The organism is Pseudomonas putida (assembly GCF_026625125.1).
Taxonomy (GTDB): domain Bacteria; phylum Pseudomonadota; class Gammaproteobacteria; order Pseudomonadales; family Pseudomonadaceae; genus Aquipseudomonas; species Aquipseudomonas putida_X.
Map to the genome: position 1 here is coordinate 4,438,843 of NZ_CP113097.1, position 18,589 is coordinate 4,457,431.

20 protein-coding genes and 1 pseudogene are annotated in these 18,589 nt (G+C 63.7%); 8 read left to right on the forward strand and 13 right to left on the reverse strand.

Annotation, left to right across the window (positions count from 1 at the left end):
• Positions 1–7 precede the first annotated feature (7 nt).
• Positions 8–1,294, reverse strand: a complete 1,287-nt coding sequence (locus tag OSW16_RS20380) for an MFS transporter (protein WP_267818019.1) — start codon at positions 1,292–1,294, stop codon at positions 8–10.
• A 129-nt stretch (positions 1,295–1,423) separates the two neighbouring features.
• On the opposite strand from OSW16_RS20380, the pseudogene OSW16_RS20385 reads away from it, so the two are divergent.
• A pseudogene (locus OSW16_RS20385) lies at positions 1,424–2,311 on the forward strand (LysR family transcriptional regulator); the annotation flags it as partial.
• A 326-nt stretch (positions 2,312–2,637) separates the two neighbouring features.
• Here the strand turns inward: OSW16_RS20385 and OSW16_RS20390 are convergent.
• From OSW16_RS20390 to OSW16_RS20400, 3 genes are read right to left on the reverse strand one after another with little or no spacing between them, the layout of a single operon-like run.
• On the reverse strand, positions 2,638–3,159 hold the full coding sequence (locus tag OSW16_RS20390) for a DUF2937 family protein (RefSeq protein WP_267818021.1): 522 nt from the start codon (positions 3,157–3,159) through the stop codon (positions 2,638–2,640).
• Between the two features lie 9 nt (positions 3,160–3,168).
• Complete coding sequence (locus OSW16_RS20395; RefSeq protein ID WP_241806024.1) at positions 3,169–3,942, reverse strand: class II glutamine amidotransferase; 774 nt, start codon at positions 3,940–3,942, stop codon at positions 3,169–3,171.
• Positions 3,943–3,956: 14 nt separating this feature from the next.
• Positions 3,957–4,451, reverse strand: coding sequence for an MFS transporter (locus tag OSW16_RS20400; RefSeq protein WP_267818023.1), 495 nt, complete (start codon positions 4,449–4,451; stop codon positions 3,957–3,959).
• An 83-nt stretch (positions 4,452–4,534) separates the two neighbouring features.
• Here OSW16_RS20400 and OSW16_RS20405 point away from each other — a divergent pair, with 83 nt between their 5' ends.
• Together OSW16_RS20405 and OSW16_RS20410 are read left to right on the forward strand one after the other, a co-directional pair.
• Complete coding sequence (locus OSW16_RS20405; RefSeq protein ID WP_267818025.1) at positions 4,535–6,577, forward strand: S9 family peptidase; 2,043 nt, start codon at positions 4,535–4,537, stop codon at positions 6,575–6,577.
• Between the two features lie 112 nt (positions 6,578–6,689).
• Positions 6,690–7,157 carry a cyclic nucleotide-binding domain-containing protein gene (locus OSW16_RS20410; RefSeq protein WP_241806021.1) on the forward strand — a complete coding sequence of 156 codons (468 nt, stop codon included), beginning with the start codon at positions 6,690–6,692 and terminating at the stop codon, positions 7,155–7,157.
• Here OSW16_RS20410 and OSW16_RS20415 read toward each other — a convergent pair.
• Positions 7,154–7,432 carry a hypothetical protein gene (locus OSW16_RS20415; protein WP_267818027.1) on the reverse strand — a complete coding sequence of 93 codons (279 nt, stop codon included), beginning with the start codon at positions 7,430–7,432 and terminating at the stop codon, positions 7,154–7,156. The genes OSW16_RS20410 and OSW16_RS20415 overlap by 4 nt on opposite strands.
• 131 nt (positions 7,433–7,563) lie before the next feature.
• Here OSW16_RS20415 and OSW16_RS20420 point away from each other — a divergent pair, with 131 nt between their 5' ends.
• The 3 genes from OSW16_RS20420 to OSW16_RS20430 all read left to right on the forward strand — a co-directional run bounded on the left by OSW16_RS20420 (position 7,564) and on the right by OSW16_RS20430 (position 8,925).
• On the forward strand, positions 7,564–7,935 hold the full coding sequence (locus OSW16_RS20420) for a YajD family HNH nuclease (RefSeq protein WP_012315716.1): 372 nt from the start codon (positions 7,564–7,566) through the stop codon (positions 7,933–7,935).
• A 72-nt stretch (positions 7,936–8,007) separates the two neighbouring features.
• Positions 8,008–8,478, forward strand: coding sequence for an RNA methyltransferase (locus OSW16_RS20425; RefSeq protein WP_039602101.1), 471 nt, complete (start codon positions 8,008–8,010; stop codon positions 8,476–8,478).
• A 105-nt stretch (positions 8,479–8,583) separates the two neighbouring features.
• Complete coding sequence (locus tag OSW16_RS20430) at positions 8,584–8,925, forward strand: DUF2892 domain-containing protein (RefSeq protein ID WP_267818031.1); 342 nt, start codon at positions 8,584–8,586, stop codon at positions 8,923–8,925.
• A 127-nt stretch (positions 8,926–9,052) separates the two neighbouring features.
• On the opposite strand, the gene OSW16_RS20435 is transcribed toward OSW16_RS20430, so the two are convergent.
• The 6 genes from OSW16_RS20435 to OSW16_RS20460 all read right to left on the reverse strand — a co-directional run bounded on the left by OSW16_RS20435 (position 9,053) and on the right by OSW16_RS20460 (position 13,828).
• Entirely contained in the window at positions 9,053–10,261 is a 1,209-nt protein-coding gene (locus OSW16_RS20435; RefSeq protein ID WP_267818033.1) for a hypothetical protein, read from the reverse strand.
• Positions 10,262–10,302: 41 nt separating this feature from the next.
• Complete coding sequence (locus tag OSW16_RS20440; protein ID WP_241806017.1) at positions 10,303–10,752, reverse strand: YcgN family cysteine cluster protein; 450 nt, start codon at positions 10,750–10,752, stop codon at positions 10,303–10,305.
• 172 nt (positions 10,753–10,924) lie between these two features.
• Positions 10,925–11,857, reverse strand: coding sequence for a D-2-hydroxyacid dehydrogenase (locus OSW16_RS20445; protein ID WP_267818036.1), 933 nt, complete (start codon positions 11,855–11,857; stop codon positions 10,925–10,927).
• A gap of 78 nt (positions 11,858–11,935) precedes the next feature.
• Positions 11,936–12,229: a YcgL domain-containing protein gene (locus OSW16_RS20450; RefSeq protein ID WP_241806015.1), complete on the reverse strand. Its 294-nt coding sequence runs from the start codon at positions 12,227–12,229 to the stop codon at positions 11,936–11,938.
• Complete coding sequence (rnd, locus tag OSW16_RS20455; RefSeq protein ID WP_267818038.1) at positions 12,226–13,359, reverse strand: ribonuclease D; 1,134 nt, start codon at positions 13,357–13,359, stop codon at positions 12,226–12,228. Before rnd ends, OSW16_RS20450 begins: the two co-directional genes overlap by 4 nt.
• A gap of 103 nt (positions 13,360–13,462) precedes the next feature.
• Entirely contained in the window at positions 13,463–13,828 is a 366-nt protein-coding gene (locus tag OSW16_RS20460; RefSeq protein ID WP_267818040.1) for a 5-carboxymethyl-2-hydroxymuconate Delta-isomerase, read from the reverse strand.
• A gap of 115 nt (positions 13,829–13,943) precedes the next feature.
• Here OSW16_RS20460 and OSW16_RS20465 point away from each other — a divergent pair, with 115 nt between their 5' ends.
• Positions 13,944–14,180 carry a YdcH family protein gene (locus tag OSW16_RS20465; RefSeq protein WP_267818042.1) on the forward strand — a complete coding sequence of 79 codons (237 nt, stop codon included), beginning with the start codon at positions 13,944–13,946 and terminating at the stop codon, positions 14,178–14,180.
• A gap of 68 nt (positions 14,181–14,248) precedes the next feature.
• On the opposite strand, the gene OSW16_RS20470 is transcribed toward OSW16_RS20465, so the two are convergent.
• Entirely contained in the window at positions 14,249–15,433 is a 1,185-nt protein-coding gene (locus OSW16_RS20470; RefSeq protein ID WP_267824064.1) for a trans-sulfuration enzyme family protein, read from the reverse strand.
• Positions 15,434–15,556: 123 nt separating this feature from the next.
• On the opposite strand from OSW16_RS20470, the gene OSW16_RS20475 reads away from it, so the two are divergent.
• Positions 15,557–16,018: an Lrp/AsnC family transcriptional regulator gene (locus OSW16_RS20475; RefSeq protein WP_267818044.1), complete on the forward strand. Its 462-nt coding sequence runs from the start codon at positions 15,557–15,559 to the stop codon at positions 16,016–16,018.
• 22 nt (positions 16,019–16,040) lie between these two features.
• On the opposite strand, the gene OSW16_RS20480 is transcribed toward OSW16_RS20475, so the two are convergent.
• Positions 16,041–18,368 (reverse strand): FdhF/YdeP family oxidoreductase, encoded by a 2,328-nt coding sequence (locus OSW16_RS20480; protein ID WP_267818046.1) that lies wholly within the window; start codon positions 18,366–18,368, stop codon positions 16,041–16,043.
• Positions 18,369–18,589 lie beyond the last annotated feature (221 nt).

Genomic DNA, 18,589 nt, shown 5'->3' on the forward strand with positions numbered 1-18,589 from the left:
GCCTACCTTAACGCGCCTGAAGGTGTTTGCCGCGTGTTTCCGGCAGGCTCAAGGCCGCCAGGATCACCACACCGTACGACACCGCGGCAAACCCGCCAATGCCCAGCCCCAGCGGCACCTTCTGGCCAAGCAGGCCGATCAGCAAGGGGAACATCGCGGCGATGATCTTGCCGACGTTGTAACAAAACCCCTGCCCCGAGCCACGGATGCGGGTGGGGAACAGTTCGGTGAGGAAGGCCCCCATGCCGCTGAAGATGCCCGAAGCGAAAAAGCCCAGCGGGAAACCCAGCCACAGCATCACGCCATCGCTGACCGGCATCTGGGTATACAGCAGCACGATGATGAACGAGCCCACAGCGAACAGGATGAAGTTCTTCTTGCGCCCCAAAATGTCAGACAGGTATGCGCTGACCACATAGCCGATGTAGGAGCCGACGATCACCATCGCCAGATAGCCACCGGTACCCAGCACACTCAAGCCGCGCTCATTCTTGAGGAAGGTCGGCAGCCACGAGGTGATGGCGTAGTAACCCCCCAGCGCACCAGTGGTCAGCAGGGATGCACGTACGGTGGTCCAGAGCATGCCGGGGGCGAAGATCTCGTAGAACTGCGAGGGCGCCTCGCTGCTCTGCACTGCCTTGGCCTGGCGATACACCTCAGGGTCTTTGACCAGGCGGCGGACGAATATCACGAAAATGGCCGGCACCAGCCCCAGCAGGAACAGCGCGCGCCACGCCTGCTCCGCCGGTAGCCAGGAGAACAGCAGGGCATAGAGGATAGCCGTGAGGCCCCAGCCGATGGCCCACCCGGACTGCACCATGCCCACCGCCTTGCCACGGTCCTGGGCGCGGATCACCTCACCGATCAGCACCGCGCCGGCGGTCCATTCGCCGCCAAAGCCGAAGCCCATCAGGGTCCGGGCGATCAGCAGCTGTTCGTAGTTCTGGGCGAAGCCGCAGAGGAAGGTGAAGAAGGCGAACCACAGCACCGTCAGTTGCAAGGTGCGTACGCGGCCGATGCGATCGGAGAGGATACCAGCGACCCAGCCGCCGATGGCCGACGCGATCAGGGTGCTGGTGTGGATCAGCCCGGCTTCGGTAGTGCTGATGCCCCACAGCATGATCAGCGTGGGGATGACGAAGCTGAGCATCTGCGTGTCCATGCCGTCCAGGCCATAGCCGATCTTGCAGCTCCAGAACGTGCGCCGTTGCTGGGAGTCGATGTCGCGGTACCAGGCGAACGGCCCGGTCGAAGGTGGGGATTGCACCTGTTGCTGCACGCCGCTTGGGTTCATGCTTGCCTCGGCTTGTTGGTATTGTTTTATGGGCGACGTCTGGCGTCGCGGCCTGGGCGTCATGTTCAGAGCCCGCAGCGCCCGAGTCCAACGAGAAAAACCGCCGGTCTGGAACAAGAAAAACTGATCATGAACCTACGCTTCCTCGAAACCTTCGTCTGGGTCGCCCGGCTCAAGAGCTTCCGCCTCACCGCCGAAAAACTATTCACCACCCAGGCGTCGGTCTCCAGCCGCATCGCGGCGCTGGAAGCCGACTTGGGCGTCAAGCTGCTGCTGCGCGATTCACGCGGCGTCAGCCTGACCCCGGAGGGCAGCAAGGTGCTGGAGTATGCCGAGCGCATGCTCGATACCGCCAAGGCCATGAAGCAGTCGCTGGACAGCGACCGGGCCAAGGTCGGGCGCATCCGCCTTGGCGTGATGGACACCGTGATCCACACCTGGATGAGCGCGCTGGTGGCCGAGTTGAGCGAACGCTACCCGCAGGTGGAAATCGAGTTGGTGGCCGATACTGCGCTGAACTTGCGCGAACAGCTGCAAAAAGGCTTTATCGACGTGATCCTGCAAACCGACCTGCTGCGCGAACAGTCGATCCGCAGCCTGGACCTGGCGCGCTATCCGATGGGCTGGGTGGTGGCGGCAGGGTCCGCCCAGCACCGTGACTACGCTTCGTTGGCCGAGCTTGGGCGTGAGCGGATCGTCACGTTCTCGAAGAACTCACGGCCGCACCAGGAGGTGCTCAGCCTGTTGCAGGCCGCTGGCGCCCAAACCCCGCGGCTCAACTGCGTGAACTCGGTGGCGGCGATCACACGGCTGTTGCGCGACGGCTTCGGCATTGGTGCGCTGCCGCCCGCGCTGGTGGACGCTGAACTGAGCCGGGGGGAGTTGGTGCTGCTCGAAGGGTTGCAACCACCGCCGAGCCTGGAACTGGTGGTGGCCTGGCAGACTGGGGTAGCGCTGGTGGATGAAGTGGTCGGGGTGTGCCGGCAAGTGCTGGAGCGCTATGCGCGGGATGTGGGGGGGGCAGCGGATTGTGCTGGTCTGAGAAATGCTGGTCCCTGTACCGGCGTTCACAGCGCTACCAGGCAGGCAACTGTCTTACCCAACTGCCAGGAAGTTGATGCAAGTCCTTTGGGAGGCGACCTGAGGTTAATGTTAGGCAATTCGTGTGATAAGGGCTGCTTGCGCAGCCCATCGCCGGCAAGCCGGCTCCCACCCCGACCGCGGAGTCCTTAAGGCCTGCGCTGGACCTGTGTAAGCAACCGTCTTGCCCAAGTTCCATAAGCGGGCGCAATCCATGTGGCAGCCGGCTTGCCGGCGAAAGGGCCGGGCCTGACACAGCGTGATCAACGCCAACTCTCTTTAACCACCTTACGCCGCCCACCAAGAATCACCCAGCCAATTCCCAGCAACAGGCTTTCGACGACAAACGCCAGCACAAACCCTGCCCCCACGCCCCAGCCAATCGCCTCCGGCACCAGGAGAATCTGATAGCTGTACCCCTTGAGCGTCTCGTCGCGCATCTGCGGATCAGGCTGCACCAGCACATGCCAGGTGCGGCTGACCCACGAGCCTTGCAAGGCCTGCCATTCGTCCTCGAGCATCTGGTTGCGGATCAGCAGGCTTTCGATGCTGTTGGCATCGCTGTTGAACACCACATCGTCACTGCTGCGGTAATGCCGCACCAGCGCCTGCAAATCGCCCTTGAAGAAACGTTCGGCGGTCTGTTTGAAGCCATCGAGTGCCTGGCGCGATTCGAACAGGTGCGCCTCGACCCGCTGGCTGTAGTCCTTGACCAGCCCAGGCACCTGGATACCGGCCAGCAGGCCGAAGGTGAACAGCAGCAACCGCAGGTAACTTCTGAACATGCAGCGTCCTTAGCTCTGGCCTTGCGTAACGCACTCTCCGTGCCGCCACAGGCCCCATTGGCCCGGTTCGTAGCGCCGCCAGGTCTCGTTCTCGGTCAAGGCCTCGGTGGCAATCACCGTGACCACGTCATTGGGGGTGGTTTGGGTGTGAAAGTCGACGATCAGGTCGACATCCTTCAACCGCGCCGCGCCAAAGGGGGCGCGACGGGTAATGTGTACCAGCTTGGTCGAACAGAAACAGAACAGCCAGTCACCATTGCTGAGCAGGCAGTTGAACACGCCCTTGCCGCGGTACTCGGCACAGGCTTCGACCAACACCGGCAGCAGCTGTTCCACCGCGACCGGCTCAGGGAAAGCGGCACGGATGCGGTTGAGCAAGTCGCAAAAGGCGGCTTCGCTGTCGGTGTCACCCACTGGCCGGTAGAAGGTTGCCTCACCCTGGAACGCCCCTAGCTGGCCGTTGTGGGCGAAGCACCAGTTACGGCCCCACATTTCGCGCACGAACGGGTGCGTATTGGACAGGCACACCTGGCCCACATTGGCCTGGCGGATATGGCCAATGACCACTTCGCTCTTGATCGGATAACGCTGCACCAGGTTGGCGACTTCCGACTCGCTGCTCGCTGCCGGGTCCTGGAACAGTCGCAGGCCGCGACCTTCGTAGAAACCGATGCCCCAACCGTCACGGTGCGGGCCGGTGCGGCCGCCACGTTGCATCAGGCCGGTGAAGCTGAAGACGATGTCGGTGGGGACGTTGGCGCTCATGCCCAGCAGTTCGCACATGGTGCTGCCTCCGCTTACAGACGTGGCTCGACCCGGCCACCAGAAGCCGCGGCAGGCGGTGGGTCATTGCGGTAACGGTCACCGCGTTCGGCGGCCAGCGGTGCCCCGACGCCCACTGGGTCGTCCTCGGCAGCCAGGCGCTTGGCTGCGGCCTCCTGCTGCTCGCGACGCTCGCGGGCACGCTTTTCCAGCGGCCAGCGCAGCAGCACGAAGGCCAGGTACAGGCCAAAGGCGATCAGGCCGTACATGGCAAAATCCGATACCGCGCGCCAGGCGTTGTTGCCCACCTTGAAGGCAACGTCCAGGGCAGTGATGGCGATGGCCGGGGCCATGGCATCCTTACCGGGGTCAACGACGGTCGGGGTCAATAACAGGACCGCGAGGATCACCCGCAGCGGCTCGCGCAGCCAGCGCCACATCCAGCCAGTGAGTTTGAAACCCACCCAGAGACAACCCAGGGCAGCAACAGCGTAAAGGCCCCAGGCGAGGGTATAGTCGTTCTCGGTCATGGTGATCGTGCAAGCCAGGCAAAGAGTTGCCTATGATAAACACTTTTCCGGGCGCAGGCGCCCCCCCAGCCAAGAGATCCCCGATGCCCAACGCGCTCCAGCCCCCCATCGCCCGCCAAGACCAGGCCGCCGACCCCTACGCCTGGTTGCAACAGCGCGACACCCCTGAGGTGCTTGAGTACCTGCAGGCCGAAAACGCCTACCAGCAAGCGTGCCTGGCCGACCAGGCGCCCCTGCGCGAACAGCTGTTCGAAGAGATCAAGGGCCGTATCCTGGAAACTGACCTGTCATTGCCCTCCCCCTGGGGCCCCTACCTGTATTACACCCGCACCACAGCGGGCGATGAGTACCCGCGCCACTATCGCTGCCCACGGCCTGCCGATGACAGCAACACAGTGGACGAACGCCAGGAACAGCTGCTGCTCGACCCCAACGCCCTGGCCAACGGCGGCTTTCTGGCCCTTGGCGGCTTCAGCGTCAGCCCCGATCACCGCCTGCTGGCCTACAGCCTCGACACCAGCGGCGACGAGGTCTACAGCCTGTACGTCAAGGACCTGGCCAGCGGCAACCTGACCGCCCTGCCCTTCGACGACTGCGACGGCAGCCTGACCTGGGCCAATGACAGCCAGACGCTGTTCTTCGCCGAACTGGACGATACCCACCGCCCGTGGCGGCTGCGCCGTCACACGCTGGGCGAAACCGGCGCGCCGACCGTATTCGAAGAGCCGGACGGGCGTTTTTTCCTGCACTGTTACCGCGCCAGCTCCGAGCGCCAGCTGGTTTTGCTGCTCAACAGCAAGACCACCAGCGAAGCCTGGGTGCTGGACGCTGAAACGCCGCGGGCGGCATTCACCTGCCTGGCACCGCGCGCCGAGGGCCACGAGTACTTCCCCGACCACGGCCAGCTCGATGGCCAGTGGCGATGGTTCATCCGCAGCAATCAGGACGGTATCAACTTCGCGCTGTACCAGGCAGCGGCAGACCAGGTGCCCACCCGTGAGCAATGGCAGGTGCTGGTACCACACCGCGACGAGGTCATGCTCGAAGGCCTGAGCCTCAACGCCAGCGCCCTCACCTTGAGCCTGCGTGAAGGCGGGCTACCGATCATCGAAGTGCGCCCGCAAGGCACGCCGGCCTACCGCGTCGAACTGCCTGACGCGGCCTATAGCCTGTACGTGCAGGACAGCCTGGAGTTCGCCAGCACGCGCATCCGCCTGCGCTACGAGGCGCTCAACCGCCCGGCCCAGGTGCGTCAGCTGGATCTGGCCACGGGCGCGCAGGCGGTGCTCAAGCAAACCCCGGTGCTGGGCGATTTCGATGCCGGTGACTACGTCAGCGAACGCCTGTGGGCCACCGCCGCCGATGGCACCCAGGTGCCGATCAGCCTGGTACGCCGCAAACAAGACCAGGGCAAGACGGTACCTCTGTACCTGTACGGTTACGGTGCCTACGGCGAGAGCCTCGACCCGTGGTTCTCGCATGCCCGCCTGAGCCTGCTGCAACGCGGTGTAGCCTTTGCCATCGCCCATGTGCGCGGTGGCGGCGAGCTGGGTGAAGCCTGGTATCGCGCCGGCAAGCAGGAGCACAAGCCCAACAGCTTCAGCGACTTCATCGCCTGCGCCGAGCACCTGATCGCCCAGGGCGTGACAGCCTCCGACCGCTTGGCCATCAGTGGCGGCAGCGCCGGTGGCCTGCTGATCGGTGCCGTGCTCAACCTGCGCCCGGAGCTGTTCCGCTGCGCCATCGCCGAAGTGCCGTTCGTCGACGTGCTCAACACCATGCTCGACCCCGACCTGCCATTGACCGTCACCGAGTACGACGAATGGGGCAACCCGCAAGAGCCACAGGTGTACGAGCGGATCAAGGCCTACGCGCCCTACGAGAATGTCAGCGCCCAGGCCTACCCGGCCATGCTGGTGGTCGCTGGCTATAACGACAGCCGCGTGCAGTATTGGGAGGCAGCCAAGTGGGTGGCGCGCCTGCGTACACTCAAGACCGACAGCAACCTGCTGCTGCTCAAGACCGAGATGGGAGCCGGCCACGGCGGTATGAGCGGGCGCTACCAGGGGTTGCGAGACGTGGCACTGGAATATGCGTTCGTCTTCAATGAGCTGGGCGTGGTTTAAAACGCGCTTTTCGTTGTCATAGCTTCGAGGGCCAATGGCCCTGATTGCCGGCAAGCCGACGATCAGGGCGGCCTCAGAACTTTCGGACAACACCCGCCAAGAAGAACGACACATGCCCGACCAGACCCATCTCAGCGCCGAAATCCGCGACATGCTCATGGACTGCGACCTGTTCGATACCTTGCAGCCCGGTGACTTCCATACCGCCGCAGGCTACTTCAGCCTCGCCACCCTGGTCGAAGGCGAAACCATCTTCAACGAAGGCGATGCCGGCACCTTCATGTGCATCCTGCACCGGGGGGTGGTTTCAGTGCGCAAGACCGACGCCCACGGTGCCCAAGTGGAGATCGCCACGCTGCGCAGTGGCCGCGCCTTCGGCGAAATGGCTGTGCTGGACGGCGAGCGCCGCTCGGCCAGTTGCATGGCTGCCAGCGACTGCCTGCTGCTGACCTTGGGCAAGGATTCGCTGGAAAAGATGCTCAACGAAGCCCCACGCATCGCCGCACGGATCATCCGCGCATTGGCCGTAGCCTTGTCGAAACGCCTACGGATGCAGGACGGGCAGCGCCTGGCGCTTTAATTATCCTTCGCAGCCGGCTTGTCAGGTTCGGTGCGCAACCCAGGCAGTGGCTGATCCTTCGGCGGCCCTGGCAGCGGAATGGGCGGCAGCAGCGGCGCGCCGGGCTGCCTGTCATAGGCCTTGGGGGCAGTGCTCGGGGTAATCTGAGGGTACGGCGTGGGCGTTGCTGTGCCAGGTGCTCCCGGCACCGGTGTGGTGATACGTGGCGGCGTGCCGGCGGCATGCACCAAGGGCAGGCCGGCTAAAAGCAGCGCGGCGAGGATCGCACGAAACATCAGCAACCTCCTGTCTGAACATTTCTACAGGCTACGCCTTAATACGCGTTTTCGCCTGTCCGCTTGCCCCGCAAGCGCGCTAGACTCATTGGCATAACCGTTACCTGCCTGATCAGAACAAAGGAAACACCATGAGTTCGGCATCCACGTCCGCCGCCACCGCCCGCCTCGACCGTATCCTCGCCGACGCCAAGCGCGACAAAGAGATGGGCTACCGCGACAAAGCCTTGAGAATGTACCCGCACGTGTGCGGCCGTTGCGCCCGTGAGTTCGCCGGCAAGCGCCTGAGCGAGCTGACCGTTCATCACCGTGACCACAACCATGACAACAACCCACAGGACGGCTCCAACTGGGAGCTGCTGTGCCTGTACTGCCACGACAACGAGCATTCGCGCTATACCGACCAGCAGTACTTCAGCGAAGGCTCCACCAGCACCCCGAGCATTGCCAAGGCCACGCACAACCCGTTCGCCGGGCTGGCTGGCTTGCTGAAGAAAGACTGACTGTCGACAGAGCCCCCCGCTGCCGCCGGCGAGCCCGTATAATCGCGCTTTTTTTGCGAAGGGCCCCGGCACGTGGCTAACAAACGGTACAGTTGCATCGGCCTGTTCAACCCAAAATCTGCAGAGAACGTAGGCTCGGTGATGCGCGCAGCGGGTTGCTACGGCGTGAACTCGGTGTTCTACACCGGCAAGCGCTATGAGCGCGCCCGCGACTTCGTCACTGACACCAAGCGCGTGCACTACGATATTCCGTTGATCGGCATCGACGACCTGCAGCGCATCATCCCGCTGGGTTGCACACCCGTTGCAGTGGAGTTGGTGGAAGGTGCTCGGCCCTTGCCTGAATACACCCACCCTGATCGCGCCATTTACATCTTCGGGCCGGAAGACGGCAGCCTCGATGCGAACGTGCGCGCGTGGTGCGAAGAAACCATCTATATCCCCACCGAAGGCTGCATGAACCTGGCCGCGACGGTGAACGTGGTGTTGTACGACCGTTTGGCCAAGGGCCTCAATACCCGCTCGGGGCCCAAGTTCAAATAGCGCAGCGCCCTGCCGGCATGGGCACATGTGACCACCTGGCAAACCGACTGAACGTGTGCAGCAACCCTCTGGTCAGCTGCTTACACTTCAGATGGAGGGCTTGCCATGCTCGATATTCATTCCACTACGGCGTCACCGGACCATAACGTACAGGGCCTGGAGCGGGTCGGTTCACTGGCCGGTGGTGCGCTGATGTTCACCAAGGGTATGCGCCACGGCGGGCTGGTCGGGCTACTGCAGATGGTGTTCGGTGGCATTGCGGTGGCGCGCGGGGTCAGTGGGCATTGCTCGACCAAGGCCTGGTGGCAGAAGCATCGACAGGAATATCACCGTTTGCGCTCGGATATCGAACGCAGTGCCACCGAGCTCGAGGCGCTCAAACGCAGTGCCGAGGCGGCGACGGAGGGGGTGACGGTAACGGGGAAGGACCCGCTCACGGGTAGTTGATCAGCGGCTTGTACGGGCCCTGTCGCCGGCAAGCCTGCACCCACCCTCACTGCCCAGCCCGTTGAAACGGTGTGGCAGAAGTGGAAGCAGGCCTGCCGGCGACAGGGCCGGCTGAGCCAGCCTGGCGCTAACGCAACGCCTTGCTCTGCAACACTTCGGATCGGCGCCCCAGCACGTTCTCACTGATCTGCACGAATTCCTCGGTGCTCACCTTCGGCAAGCGCATGAGCGCCTGCGTCACATCATCCAGCGAGCGCTTGGCCTGGGTGTGGATGCGTATTTCCTTGTCCAGCGCCTGCAGCAGCAACACCCCACGGGCAACCTGGGCCGTACTTGCCCGCTCACCACGCAGCTGGCTGACCTTGGCACCCTGCTTCTGCAAACGCGCCTGCCACACCTGGTAGCGGTCATCGCTCACACCCCCCGCCCGGCGCAGCAACTCGTCGGCGTAATAATCGCTGAGGCTTTGGCCCAGCCAGTCGCTGTCAGCACTCACACGGATCTGCGCAAACAGCTGCACCAGTTCACGCAGCAACGGGCTGTTACCGCTCTCACTGACCATGGGCCGCGCGCTGTGCAGGTACAGCGAGCCCCGCGCTGACATTGCTCCGCGCCACATGCCATCGCGTGCCCCCACCAACAGCAACTTTGCCGGGTCGCGGGGGAATACGGCCTGCAGGTGCGGCCAGACGAAGGTCAACAGGGTGAGACTGTCCATGCGGCGCATGCCCTGCCCTACCGGTGCCGCCACCGTCACGTCCGTCTCGCCCAGGCGCGCACGTCGGCTGCCAAGGTCGCCGGCCAGCATCCAGCCAGTCGGGCGATCGAACAGGCGCGACACGTTGTCGATACGGAACTTGTCCTTGCCGATACGCGGCCAGGACGTTTCGATGCTTTTCCAGCCTTCAGGCAGGTCGACCGACAGGCGCGCCACCAGTTCGGTGCCGTCTTGCTGGTCGAGGCGTGCCGGTGGCACCAACTGGTCACCCAGGAACAACGCCCAGTGGGGCGTGATGCGTGAGGAATAGGCGCCGCTGCGCACCTTCTGGTCCAGCTTGACCCGGTAGCTGAGGCTGGTCTTGCCCGCCGCCGGGTGCCACACGCCGCGCTCCCCCTGCACCTGCCACTGGCCGTCCGCCTGGAAGCCGCTGTACGCCCCCTGCTTGCCCAGGTCGAAGTCCAGGCTACGCACGGCACTGCCGTCTGCCAGGGTCAGGCGCACTTCGGCCTGGCCATTGGCAGGCAGCAGCCGCACCTGATAGTCGAGGTCGACTTTCTTCGCCCAGGCCGGCGAGCAGGCCATAAGGCCCAGCAGGAGCAACAGCTGGCAACGCATACAGAAACTCCTTGTTCCCCAGAGGCGACGGAGGGTGCCGCTCAGCTGGCGCGAAAAATCAGGTGGTCTTCCCAGTCGTCTTCGTCCACATCCTGCTCCCTGAGCATACGCCCGGACTGGGAAATGCGCTGTTCATGCACCTGGGTGCGATCGCCACAGACCAGGTGGTGCCAGGCCGGCAGGTCCTTGCCCTCGCTGACCAGGCGATACCCGCAGGTGCTCGGCAGCCACTTGAACTGGTCAGCCTTGCCTGGGGTGAGCTGAATACAATCGGGCACCTGGGCGAAACGGTTGGGGTAATCGCTGCACTGGCAGGTGTTCATGTCCAGCAGCTTGCAGGCGATACGGGTGTAATAGACGCTGTTGTCGTCCTCGTCCTCGAGCTTTTGCAGGCAGCAAAGGCCACAGCCGTCACACAGCGATTCCCACTCTTGCGGGTCGAGTTGTTCGAGGGTCTTGCGCCGCCAGAACGGCGCGCTTTCAGCGATCATCACACGGGTTTCCTGCATTGGGCCTGCGCCAAGCTTCACGCTGGAGGCTCCAGGCAAATTGCGGCGCTTACGGCTTTGTTCTGTGGTTTTGAGCGTGGCGCCATGGCGGCGCCAGTCTAGAGCCTGGCCTTGGGCAATGCCAGACCGCCTGTCAGTGCCCTATGGCTGCAGTTCAATAGCCCCGCGCGAAATCCACTTCGCCACGCAAACCTTGCCCTGCCTGGTAGTGCCGCACGTTCTCGACAAACAACCGTACCATCGCCGCTGGCGAAGTCGGTGCCGAGCTGTGCCCGGTCAGCAACAACCCCCACGCGGTCCAGAACGGGTGACGCTGCGGCAACGGCTCCTGCCGGCACACATCGATCACCGCGCCCGCCAGGTCGCCCTGCTTCAGCGCCTGGACCAGGTCGGCATCGACCACCGCCACACCACGCCCGGCATTGATGAACAGCGCGCTAGGCTGGAAACACTTGAACAGTGCGGCATCATAAAGATCATGGGTTGCCGGCGTATCCGGCAACAGGTTGAGCACGTAATCGGCCTGCCCGACCATCCGCGGCAAATCAGCCAACCCGGCGACCTCGACGAACGGCGCCTGCTCGCGGGGCGTGCTGGCGATGCCATACAGGGTCATGCCAAACGGCAAGAGGCATTCGGCTACACGCTGGCCGATATCGCCGGTGCCCACGATCAGCACCTTGCGCCCTTCGAGCGTCCCCCCCGGGCGGTCGTCCCACCGGCGCTCTACCTGGCTCACCAGCCGAGACAGCACTTCGCGCTCGTGCCCCAGCATGTAGGTGAGCATGTACTCGGCCATCACTTGGCCAAAGATGCCGACCGCACGGGTCAGGCGGTAATCACGCGGCAGGCCATCGGCCAGCAAGGGCGTGATGCCGGCCCAGGTCGATTGCATCCAGGCCGGCTTGTGGCCCTGGCGCAGCAGGCTTGCCAGCAAGTCTGGCTGGCCCAGCCAGACCGAACACTGGGGTGCCTGCAAGGCCAGCTCGGCGGAATCGCCGCTGGTCAGGATTTCCAGGTCCGGGGCCGCGCCAGCCAGCAGCCCGGCATAGTTGGCATGATCCTGCTCAGCGATCAGAACGCGCATCAAAGTGACAACCTTGGCAGACAACGAAGGCGGCCCGGCATGCAGGCCACCTGAGGGTGTGGAGGGATCGTGGCCGGATCAGACCGGGTCGTTACGGCGCAGAAGCTCTTCCGGCAAATGTTCGATGTACTCGTCCTCGGCCGGTGGCATCTGCAGGTGGTAACCCTGGTTATCAAGATTGTCCAGCACCTTGGCAATGTCCTCGCGGGCGAGCTTGCGCTCGGGGCTCAGCACCAGGTCGAAGGCATGTACGGGCGTGCCGAAGAACGGCAGCAGCGCCTCGGGCACGCGCTCCAGGCCCTCGGCCTTGAGTACGTAGAGGTACATCTCGTTCTTGCGCGGGCTCTTGTAGATCGAGCAGATACGTTTCATCGGGTTTCTCCGGCGCCCGCCAGTTCGTCCAGCAGGGCCTGGCCCATCCGCTCACGGCGCCAGCCGCGCAACGAATCGGGCAGTTGATAGGGGCCATTGGGGTAGCCGCTCTTGAGCAAGGCTTCCAGGGCCTTTTTGCGCAGCATCAGCTCCGGGGCAATGCCCAGACGCTCGCCTTCGGCCTGGCCGATGGCGCGCAGGCGCTTGAGGATGCCGGCCGCTTCGATCGGAAGCGGCTCGGGCAGCGTCGCCGGCCATTGCTCAGGCGGCAGGCTGGCGGCCCGTTTGATCACCTCGACCAGGCAGGCGCCATCCTGGCGGATGGTGCGCGGATGCATGTCGTCGATCTTGGCCAGGGCCGACAGGTTGTCCGGCTGGTTCTTGGCCATCGGCCACAGCGAGTGCTCCTTGAGAATGCGGTTGCGCGGCACATCGCGGCTGCGTGCTTCACGCTCGCGCCAGGCGCACAGTTCCCGCAGCACCGCCAGTTGCTGGCGGCTCAGCTTCCAGGCCAGCTTCACATCGCGGTACAGGGTTTCGGGCTCGACCTCGCGGCGCAAGGCCGCGACCAGTTCGGCACCGTCTTCCAGCACCCACGCGTACTTGTCGTCCGACAGACGTGGGCGCAGGGCGGCAAACAGTTCGGCCAGGTGCACGGCATCTTCGGCTGCGTAGCTGATCTGGGTGTCCGACAGCGGGCGCTGCAGCCAGTCCGAGCGGGTCTCACCCTTGGGCAATTCAAGGCCCAGCACTTCCTGGACCAGGCGCGAATAGCCCATGGAGAAGCCCAGGTTCAGGTAGCCCGCGGCCAACTGCGTGTCGAACAGCGGCTGCGGCAGCTTGCCGGTCAGGCGCAGCAGCACTTCGAGGTCTTCGCTGCAGGCGTGCAGCACCTTGACCACACCGCTGTCTTCCAGCAGGTCGGCCAAAGGCTGCCAGTTGCCGATCAGCAACGGGTCGATGAGAAAAGCGCGCTCGCCGTCACCGATCTGGATCAGCCCAGCTTTCGGATAAAAGGTGTCGACCCGCATGAATTCGGTGTCGAGCGCCACGAAGGGCAGCGTGCGCCACCTCTGGCAGAGTTCGGCCAGGGTCTGGTCGTCACGGATCCAGTGTATTTCGATGGCCACGAGGCTCTCCCACAAACGTTGGCGCGCAGTATATACGGCGCGGGCACTGCGGGTGAAACCTGACTGACATCCGCGCCGGCCGCCGGGTAGCTCGCGCTGCCGGTCAGCCTGGCAAGCGATGCTTGGCGTAAGGCTCGCGGTCGATATCCAGCACTTCCACACACAGTTGCAGGTCTAGGCCAGCCTGCGCCGGTATGGCCTCACGCAGTACCTCCAGCAAGCTGGCGGACAATTGTTTCTTTACCTCCGCCGGGCGCCCGCTGAGGATGGCCAGGCGCACATGGGCGAACGCCCGCTCGGCTGGCGCAGTGCCCACCCGGTAATGGGCGAACGCCTGGGCGCGGCTTTTGATGTCTGCCTCATCGGCGAACTGGCCGCTGCCGACCAGGGCGTGATTCAGGCGCAGCAGCAGTACCTCGACATTGAGCTCGCGCAGGTTGTCGCTGTATTCCAGGTTCAGGTGAGGCATGGCACAGGTTCCAGGCGTTGGGGGAAGCGACAGCCTACCCCAGTCCCCTAGCCGCGCAAAGGCGGCTATCCTCAAAGGTCAGGACCTTACTGACAACCCTGACAGAGGTGAAGAAATGCCAGTTCCGCATGATCTGCTCGCTGACTTGCACGTTACCGCCGATGCATTCCAGGCACGGATAGACAAGGACCCGACGCTGCATGCCCTGCATAAGGAATACAACGCCAAAGACAAGGAGGTGGTGGCCGCCGAAGGCAATGGCACCAACGACGATGCCGTCAACCGCCTGCGCAAGGAGCGCCTGCTGATCAAGGACAAGATCGAGCGAATCATTCATCCGCCGAAATCCTGATGGCTTTCTGCTGAATCAACCGCCCTGTCGCCGGCAAGCCGGCTCGCTGGCGACAGGGCCTGCAACCGTTACATGCCAGCCGATGCGTTCAAGGCCCCGTCCAGATCTTCGATCAAGTCCCGGTAATCCTCGATCCCGATCGACAGCCGCAACACGCTCTCACTGATGCCCATCAGCCCCTTCTGTTCCGGGCTCAGTGAATTGTGCGACATGCTCCAGGAGTGGTTGATCATGCTCTCCACACCCCCCAACGAGTCGGCCAGGACAAATATCTGCAAGGCCTCCACCAGGCGATTGAGCGCCGCCCGGTCACCGTTCCTGACCTTCATGGCCACCACCGCTCCGCCAGCGCGCATCTGGCGCTTGCACAGTGCGTGCTGCGGGTGGCTTTCCAGCCCCGGGTAATAGACCTGCTCGATCTGCGGATGGCTTTCCAGGAAGCGTGCCACCTGCAGGGCATTGGCACACTGACGCTCCATGCGCACGTCGAGGGTTTTCAGGCCGCGCAAGGCCAGGTAACAGTCGAACGGGCCCTGGATCGCCCCCACGGCCATGCTGATCTTGCGCAGGCGCCCCAGCAATTCATCGTTGGCAGCCACCACCACGCCGCCGGTCAGGTCGGAGTGGCCGCCAATGTATTTGCTGGCCGAATGCATCACCAGGTCCACACCCAGGGTGATCGGCCGCTGGTTCCACGGCGAGCAGAAGGTGTTGTCGATGCAGGTGAGAATACCCCGCGCCCGAGCAAGGTCGCAGACCGCCTTGATGTCGACCAGGTGCAGCAATGGGTTGGTCGGCGACTCGATCCAGATCAACTGGGTTTCGGGTTTGATCGCCGCCGCTACGGCCGCCACATCGTTGAGGTCGACATAGGTGGTGGTAATGCCCGAGGTGCGTGCTCGGTAGTCTTCAAGAATGCGGAAGGTGCCGCCGTATACACCGTTCATCACCACCACATGAGCGTCCTTGGGGAGCAGCTCCAGCACCGTGGCGGTGGCGTTTACACCGGAGGCACATGCCACCGCGCCCACACCCTCTTCAAGTGCCGCGACACAACTTTCATAGGCATGCCGGGTCGGGTTGCCCACCCGGCTGTAGGCGTATTCCGGGTTGTCATCGAGGCTGCGCTTGATATACGAGCTGGCGGTGTAGATAGGCGGGAAGATCGCGTTGTCGGCGACACTGAACTGTTCACCGGCGTGAATGGTACGGGTGGCGAAATTGCGCGGCTTGTCGGACATGGTCAGGCCCATTTGGCAGATGTAAGTGCGCAACTATCGCACAATCACCTGCCGCCACAACGCCCGTGGTGGCGGGAATTTTTTCTATCGTTGGGGTAATCTGGGGAATATTTTACTGACCGCCAGCGGGTTTCCATGGACAGTTTCGACCAGCACATCCTCACCCTGCTCCAGCGCGACGCGTCGCTCTCGCTCAAGGATTTGGCCGAAGCCGTCAACCTGTCCACCACCCCCTGCTGGAAGCGGGTCAAGCGCCTGGAAGAGGACGGCTACATCCTCGGCCGCGTCGCCCTGCTCGACCCCGACCGCCTGGGCCTGGGCCTGACGGTGTTCGTCCAGCTCAAGACCCAGCGCCACGACAGTGCCTGGTTGGAGCAATTCGCCGAGACGGTGAAAGGCTTCGAGGAGGTGATGGAGTTCTATCGCATGTCCGGGGACTGGGATTACATGCTGCGGGTGGTGGTGGGCGATATCGCTGCCTACGACCGGTTCTATAAAAAGCTGATCACCAGCACCGACGGGCTCTCCAACATCACGTCCAGCTTTGCCATGGAACAGATGAAATACACCACGGCTTACCCGGTCCACAGGCCCTGATCGGTGCCAGCTCAGCACCCCTTCACTGCGCCGCCACCGCTTCGATCCGGTTCCCCGCCTTGGCCTTCTCGAGCCGAATCGCAATGAATTTGGAGGTCGGCGTATAGGTGCCTTCGCCGTAACTTTCCAGCGGCACCAGCGGGTTGGTCTCCGGGTAGTAGGCCGCCGCCTGCCCATCAGGGATGTCGTAGGGCACCAGGCGGAACCCCGACACCTGGCGTTCGACACCGTCCTCCCACAGCGACACCAGATCGACATGCTCACCCGGCTCGAAGCCCAGGCGGCGGATGTCGGCCTCGCTGACGAACACCACTTCCCGCAGGCCAAACACGCCCCGGTAACGATCGTCCAGCCCATACAGCGTGGTGTTGTACTGGTCGTGCGAACGCATCGTCTGCAGGATGAGGTCCGGCTTGTCGCCACGGGCGAGCACCTGGGCGTTGACCAGATGCTCGGGCAACGGGCTGGCACTGAAGCGCGCCTTGCCGGTTGCCGTGCGCCAGTTGCGCTCGGCAGCACTGTTGCCCAGGTGGAAACCACCTGGGTGCTGCAGCCGCTCGTTGAAGTTGGCGAAACCGGGGATGACATCGGCGATCATGCTGCGAATACGGCCATAGTCGGCCACCGCGTATTCCCAATCGATGGGCTTGTTGCCCAGCGTGGCCTTGGCCATGCCGGCGATGATCCAGGGTTCGGACCGCATGTGGGGTGAACGCGGGCGCAGCTGGCCATGGGAGATATGCACCATGCTGAAGGTGTCTTCCACGGTCACGCCCTGCGGCCCGCCGGCCTGCATGTCGATCTCGGTGCGCCCCAGGCAGGGCAGGATCAGCGCATCGCGGCCAGTGACCAGGTGCGAACGGTTGAGTTTGGTGGATATCTGCACCGTCAGCGCACAGTTGCGCAGGGCCGCGTGGGTGCGGGGCGTATCCGGCGTCGCCTGGGCGAAGTTGCCACCCAGCGCGATGAACACCTTGGCGCGCTGTTGCTCCATGGCCTGGATCGCCAGCACCGCGTTATGCCCATGGGCGCGAGGTACGCGGAACTGGAAGCGTTTTTCCAAGGCATCGAGCAACGCCGCCTTGGGTTTCTCGTCGATCCCCATGGTGCGGTCGCCTTGCACGTTGCTGTGGCCACGCACTGGCGAAAGGCCCGCGCCGGGCTTGCCGACGTTGCCGCGCAACAGCTGCAGGTTGACGATTTCCTGCACGGTAGGCACCGAGTGACGGTGCTGGGTGACGCCCATCGCCCAGCACATGATCACCCGCTCGGCCTTGCGGTACATGCGCGCCGCCAGCTCGATCTCGGCCAGGGTCAGGCCGGACTGCTCGACGATATGGTCCCACGAGGTGGCATCCACGGCCGCCAGGTAGGCGTCCACACCGCTGGTATGCGCGGCGATGAAGCCATGGTCGAATACCGCTGGTTCCCCCTTGGCCTGGGCTTCGCGCTCCCATTGCAGCAGGTACTTGGCAATGCCGCGCATGGCCGCCATGTCGCCGCCCAGGGCTGGGCGGAAGTAGGCGGTATTGGTCGGTTCGGAGCCGTTGCTGAGCATTTCGAACGGGTGCTGCGGGTGCTGGAAGCGCTCCAGGCCCCGCTCTTTGAGCGGGTTGAAACACACCACCTGGGCGCCGCGCTTGACCGCTTCACGCAGCGGTTCGAGCATGCGCGGGTGGTTGGTACCGGGGTTCTGGCCAATGACGAAGATCGCATCGGCCAGCTCCAGGTCATGGAACACGACCGTGCCCTTGCCTACGCCGAGGGTTTCCGACATGCCCACGCCACTGGCCTCGTGGCACATGTTCGAGCAGTCGGGGAAGTTGTTGGTGCCGTAGGCGCGGACGAACAACTGGTAGAGGAATGCCGCTTCGTTGCTGGCCCGGCCGGAGGTGTAGAACTCAGCCTCATCGGGCGATTCCAGCGCCTGCAAGTGCCGGGCGATCAAGGCAAAGGCCTCTTCCCAAGTGGTTTGCACATAGTGATCGGTGGCAGCGTCGTAACGCATCGGGTGCGTGAGGCGGCCTTGGTATTCGAGCCAGTAGTCGGTCTGGTCCTTCAGCGCGCTTACGCTGTATTTGGCGAAGAAGGCCGGGTCGACCGAGCGACCGGTCGCTTCCCAGTTGACCGCCTTGGCGCCGTTTTCGCAGAACTTGACCATGTCGCTTTCCGGCGACTCGCCCCAGGCGCAGCCGGGGCAGTCGAACCCGCCGTTCTGGTTGGTCTTGAGCATGGCCCGCAGGTTCTTGAAGGCGTTGTCACTGCCCAGCCAGCTCTTGGTCACGCTCTTGAGCGCGCCCCAGCCGGCGGCAGGCCCCTTGTAGTCCCTGATATGTTCGTCCTGGCTCATGCGGTCAATCCTCACGCGGGCATCGAATAGTGCAACGGATCGTGTCGTCCGCTGCTTTTTTCCAGCCTATGGAGACAGTCGGGGTGCCGTCCAATCGAAATGTCTTACGGGGTGATAGGCCGTTTCGATGATGGGGTGCACTTGGCGCCATGCACCGCGGTGGGCCGTGATAGATGAGATTGATCAAACGGTCGGGCAAAGCAATTTGACGGCGAACACCG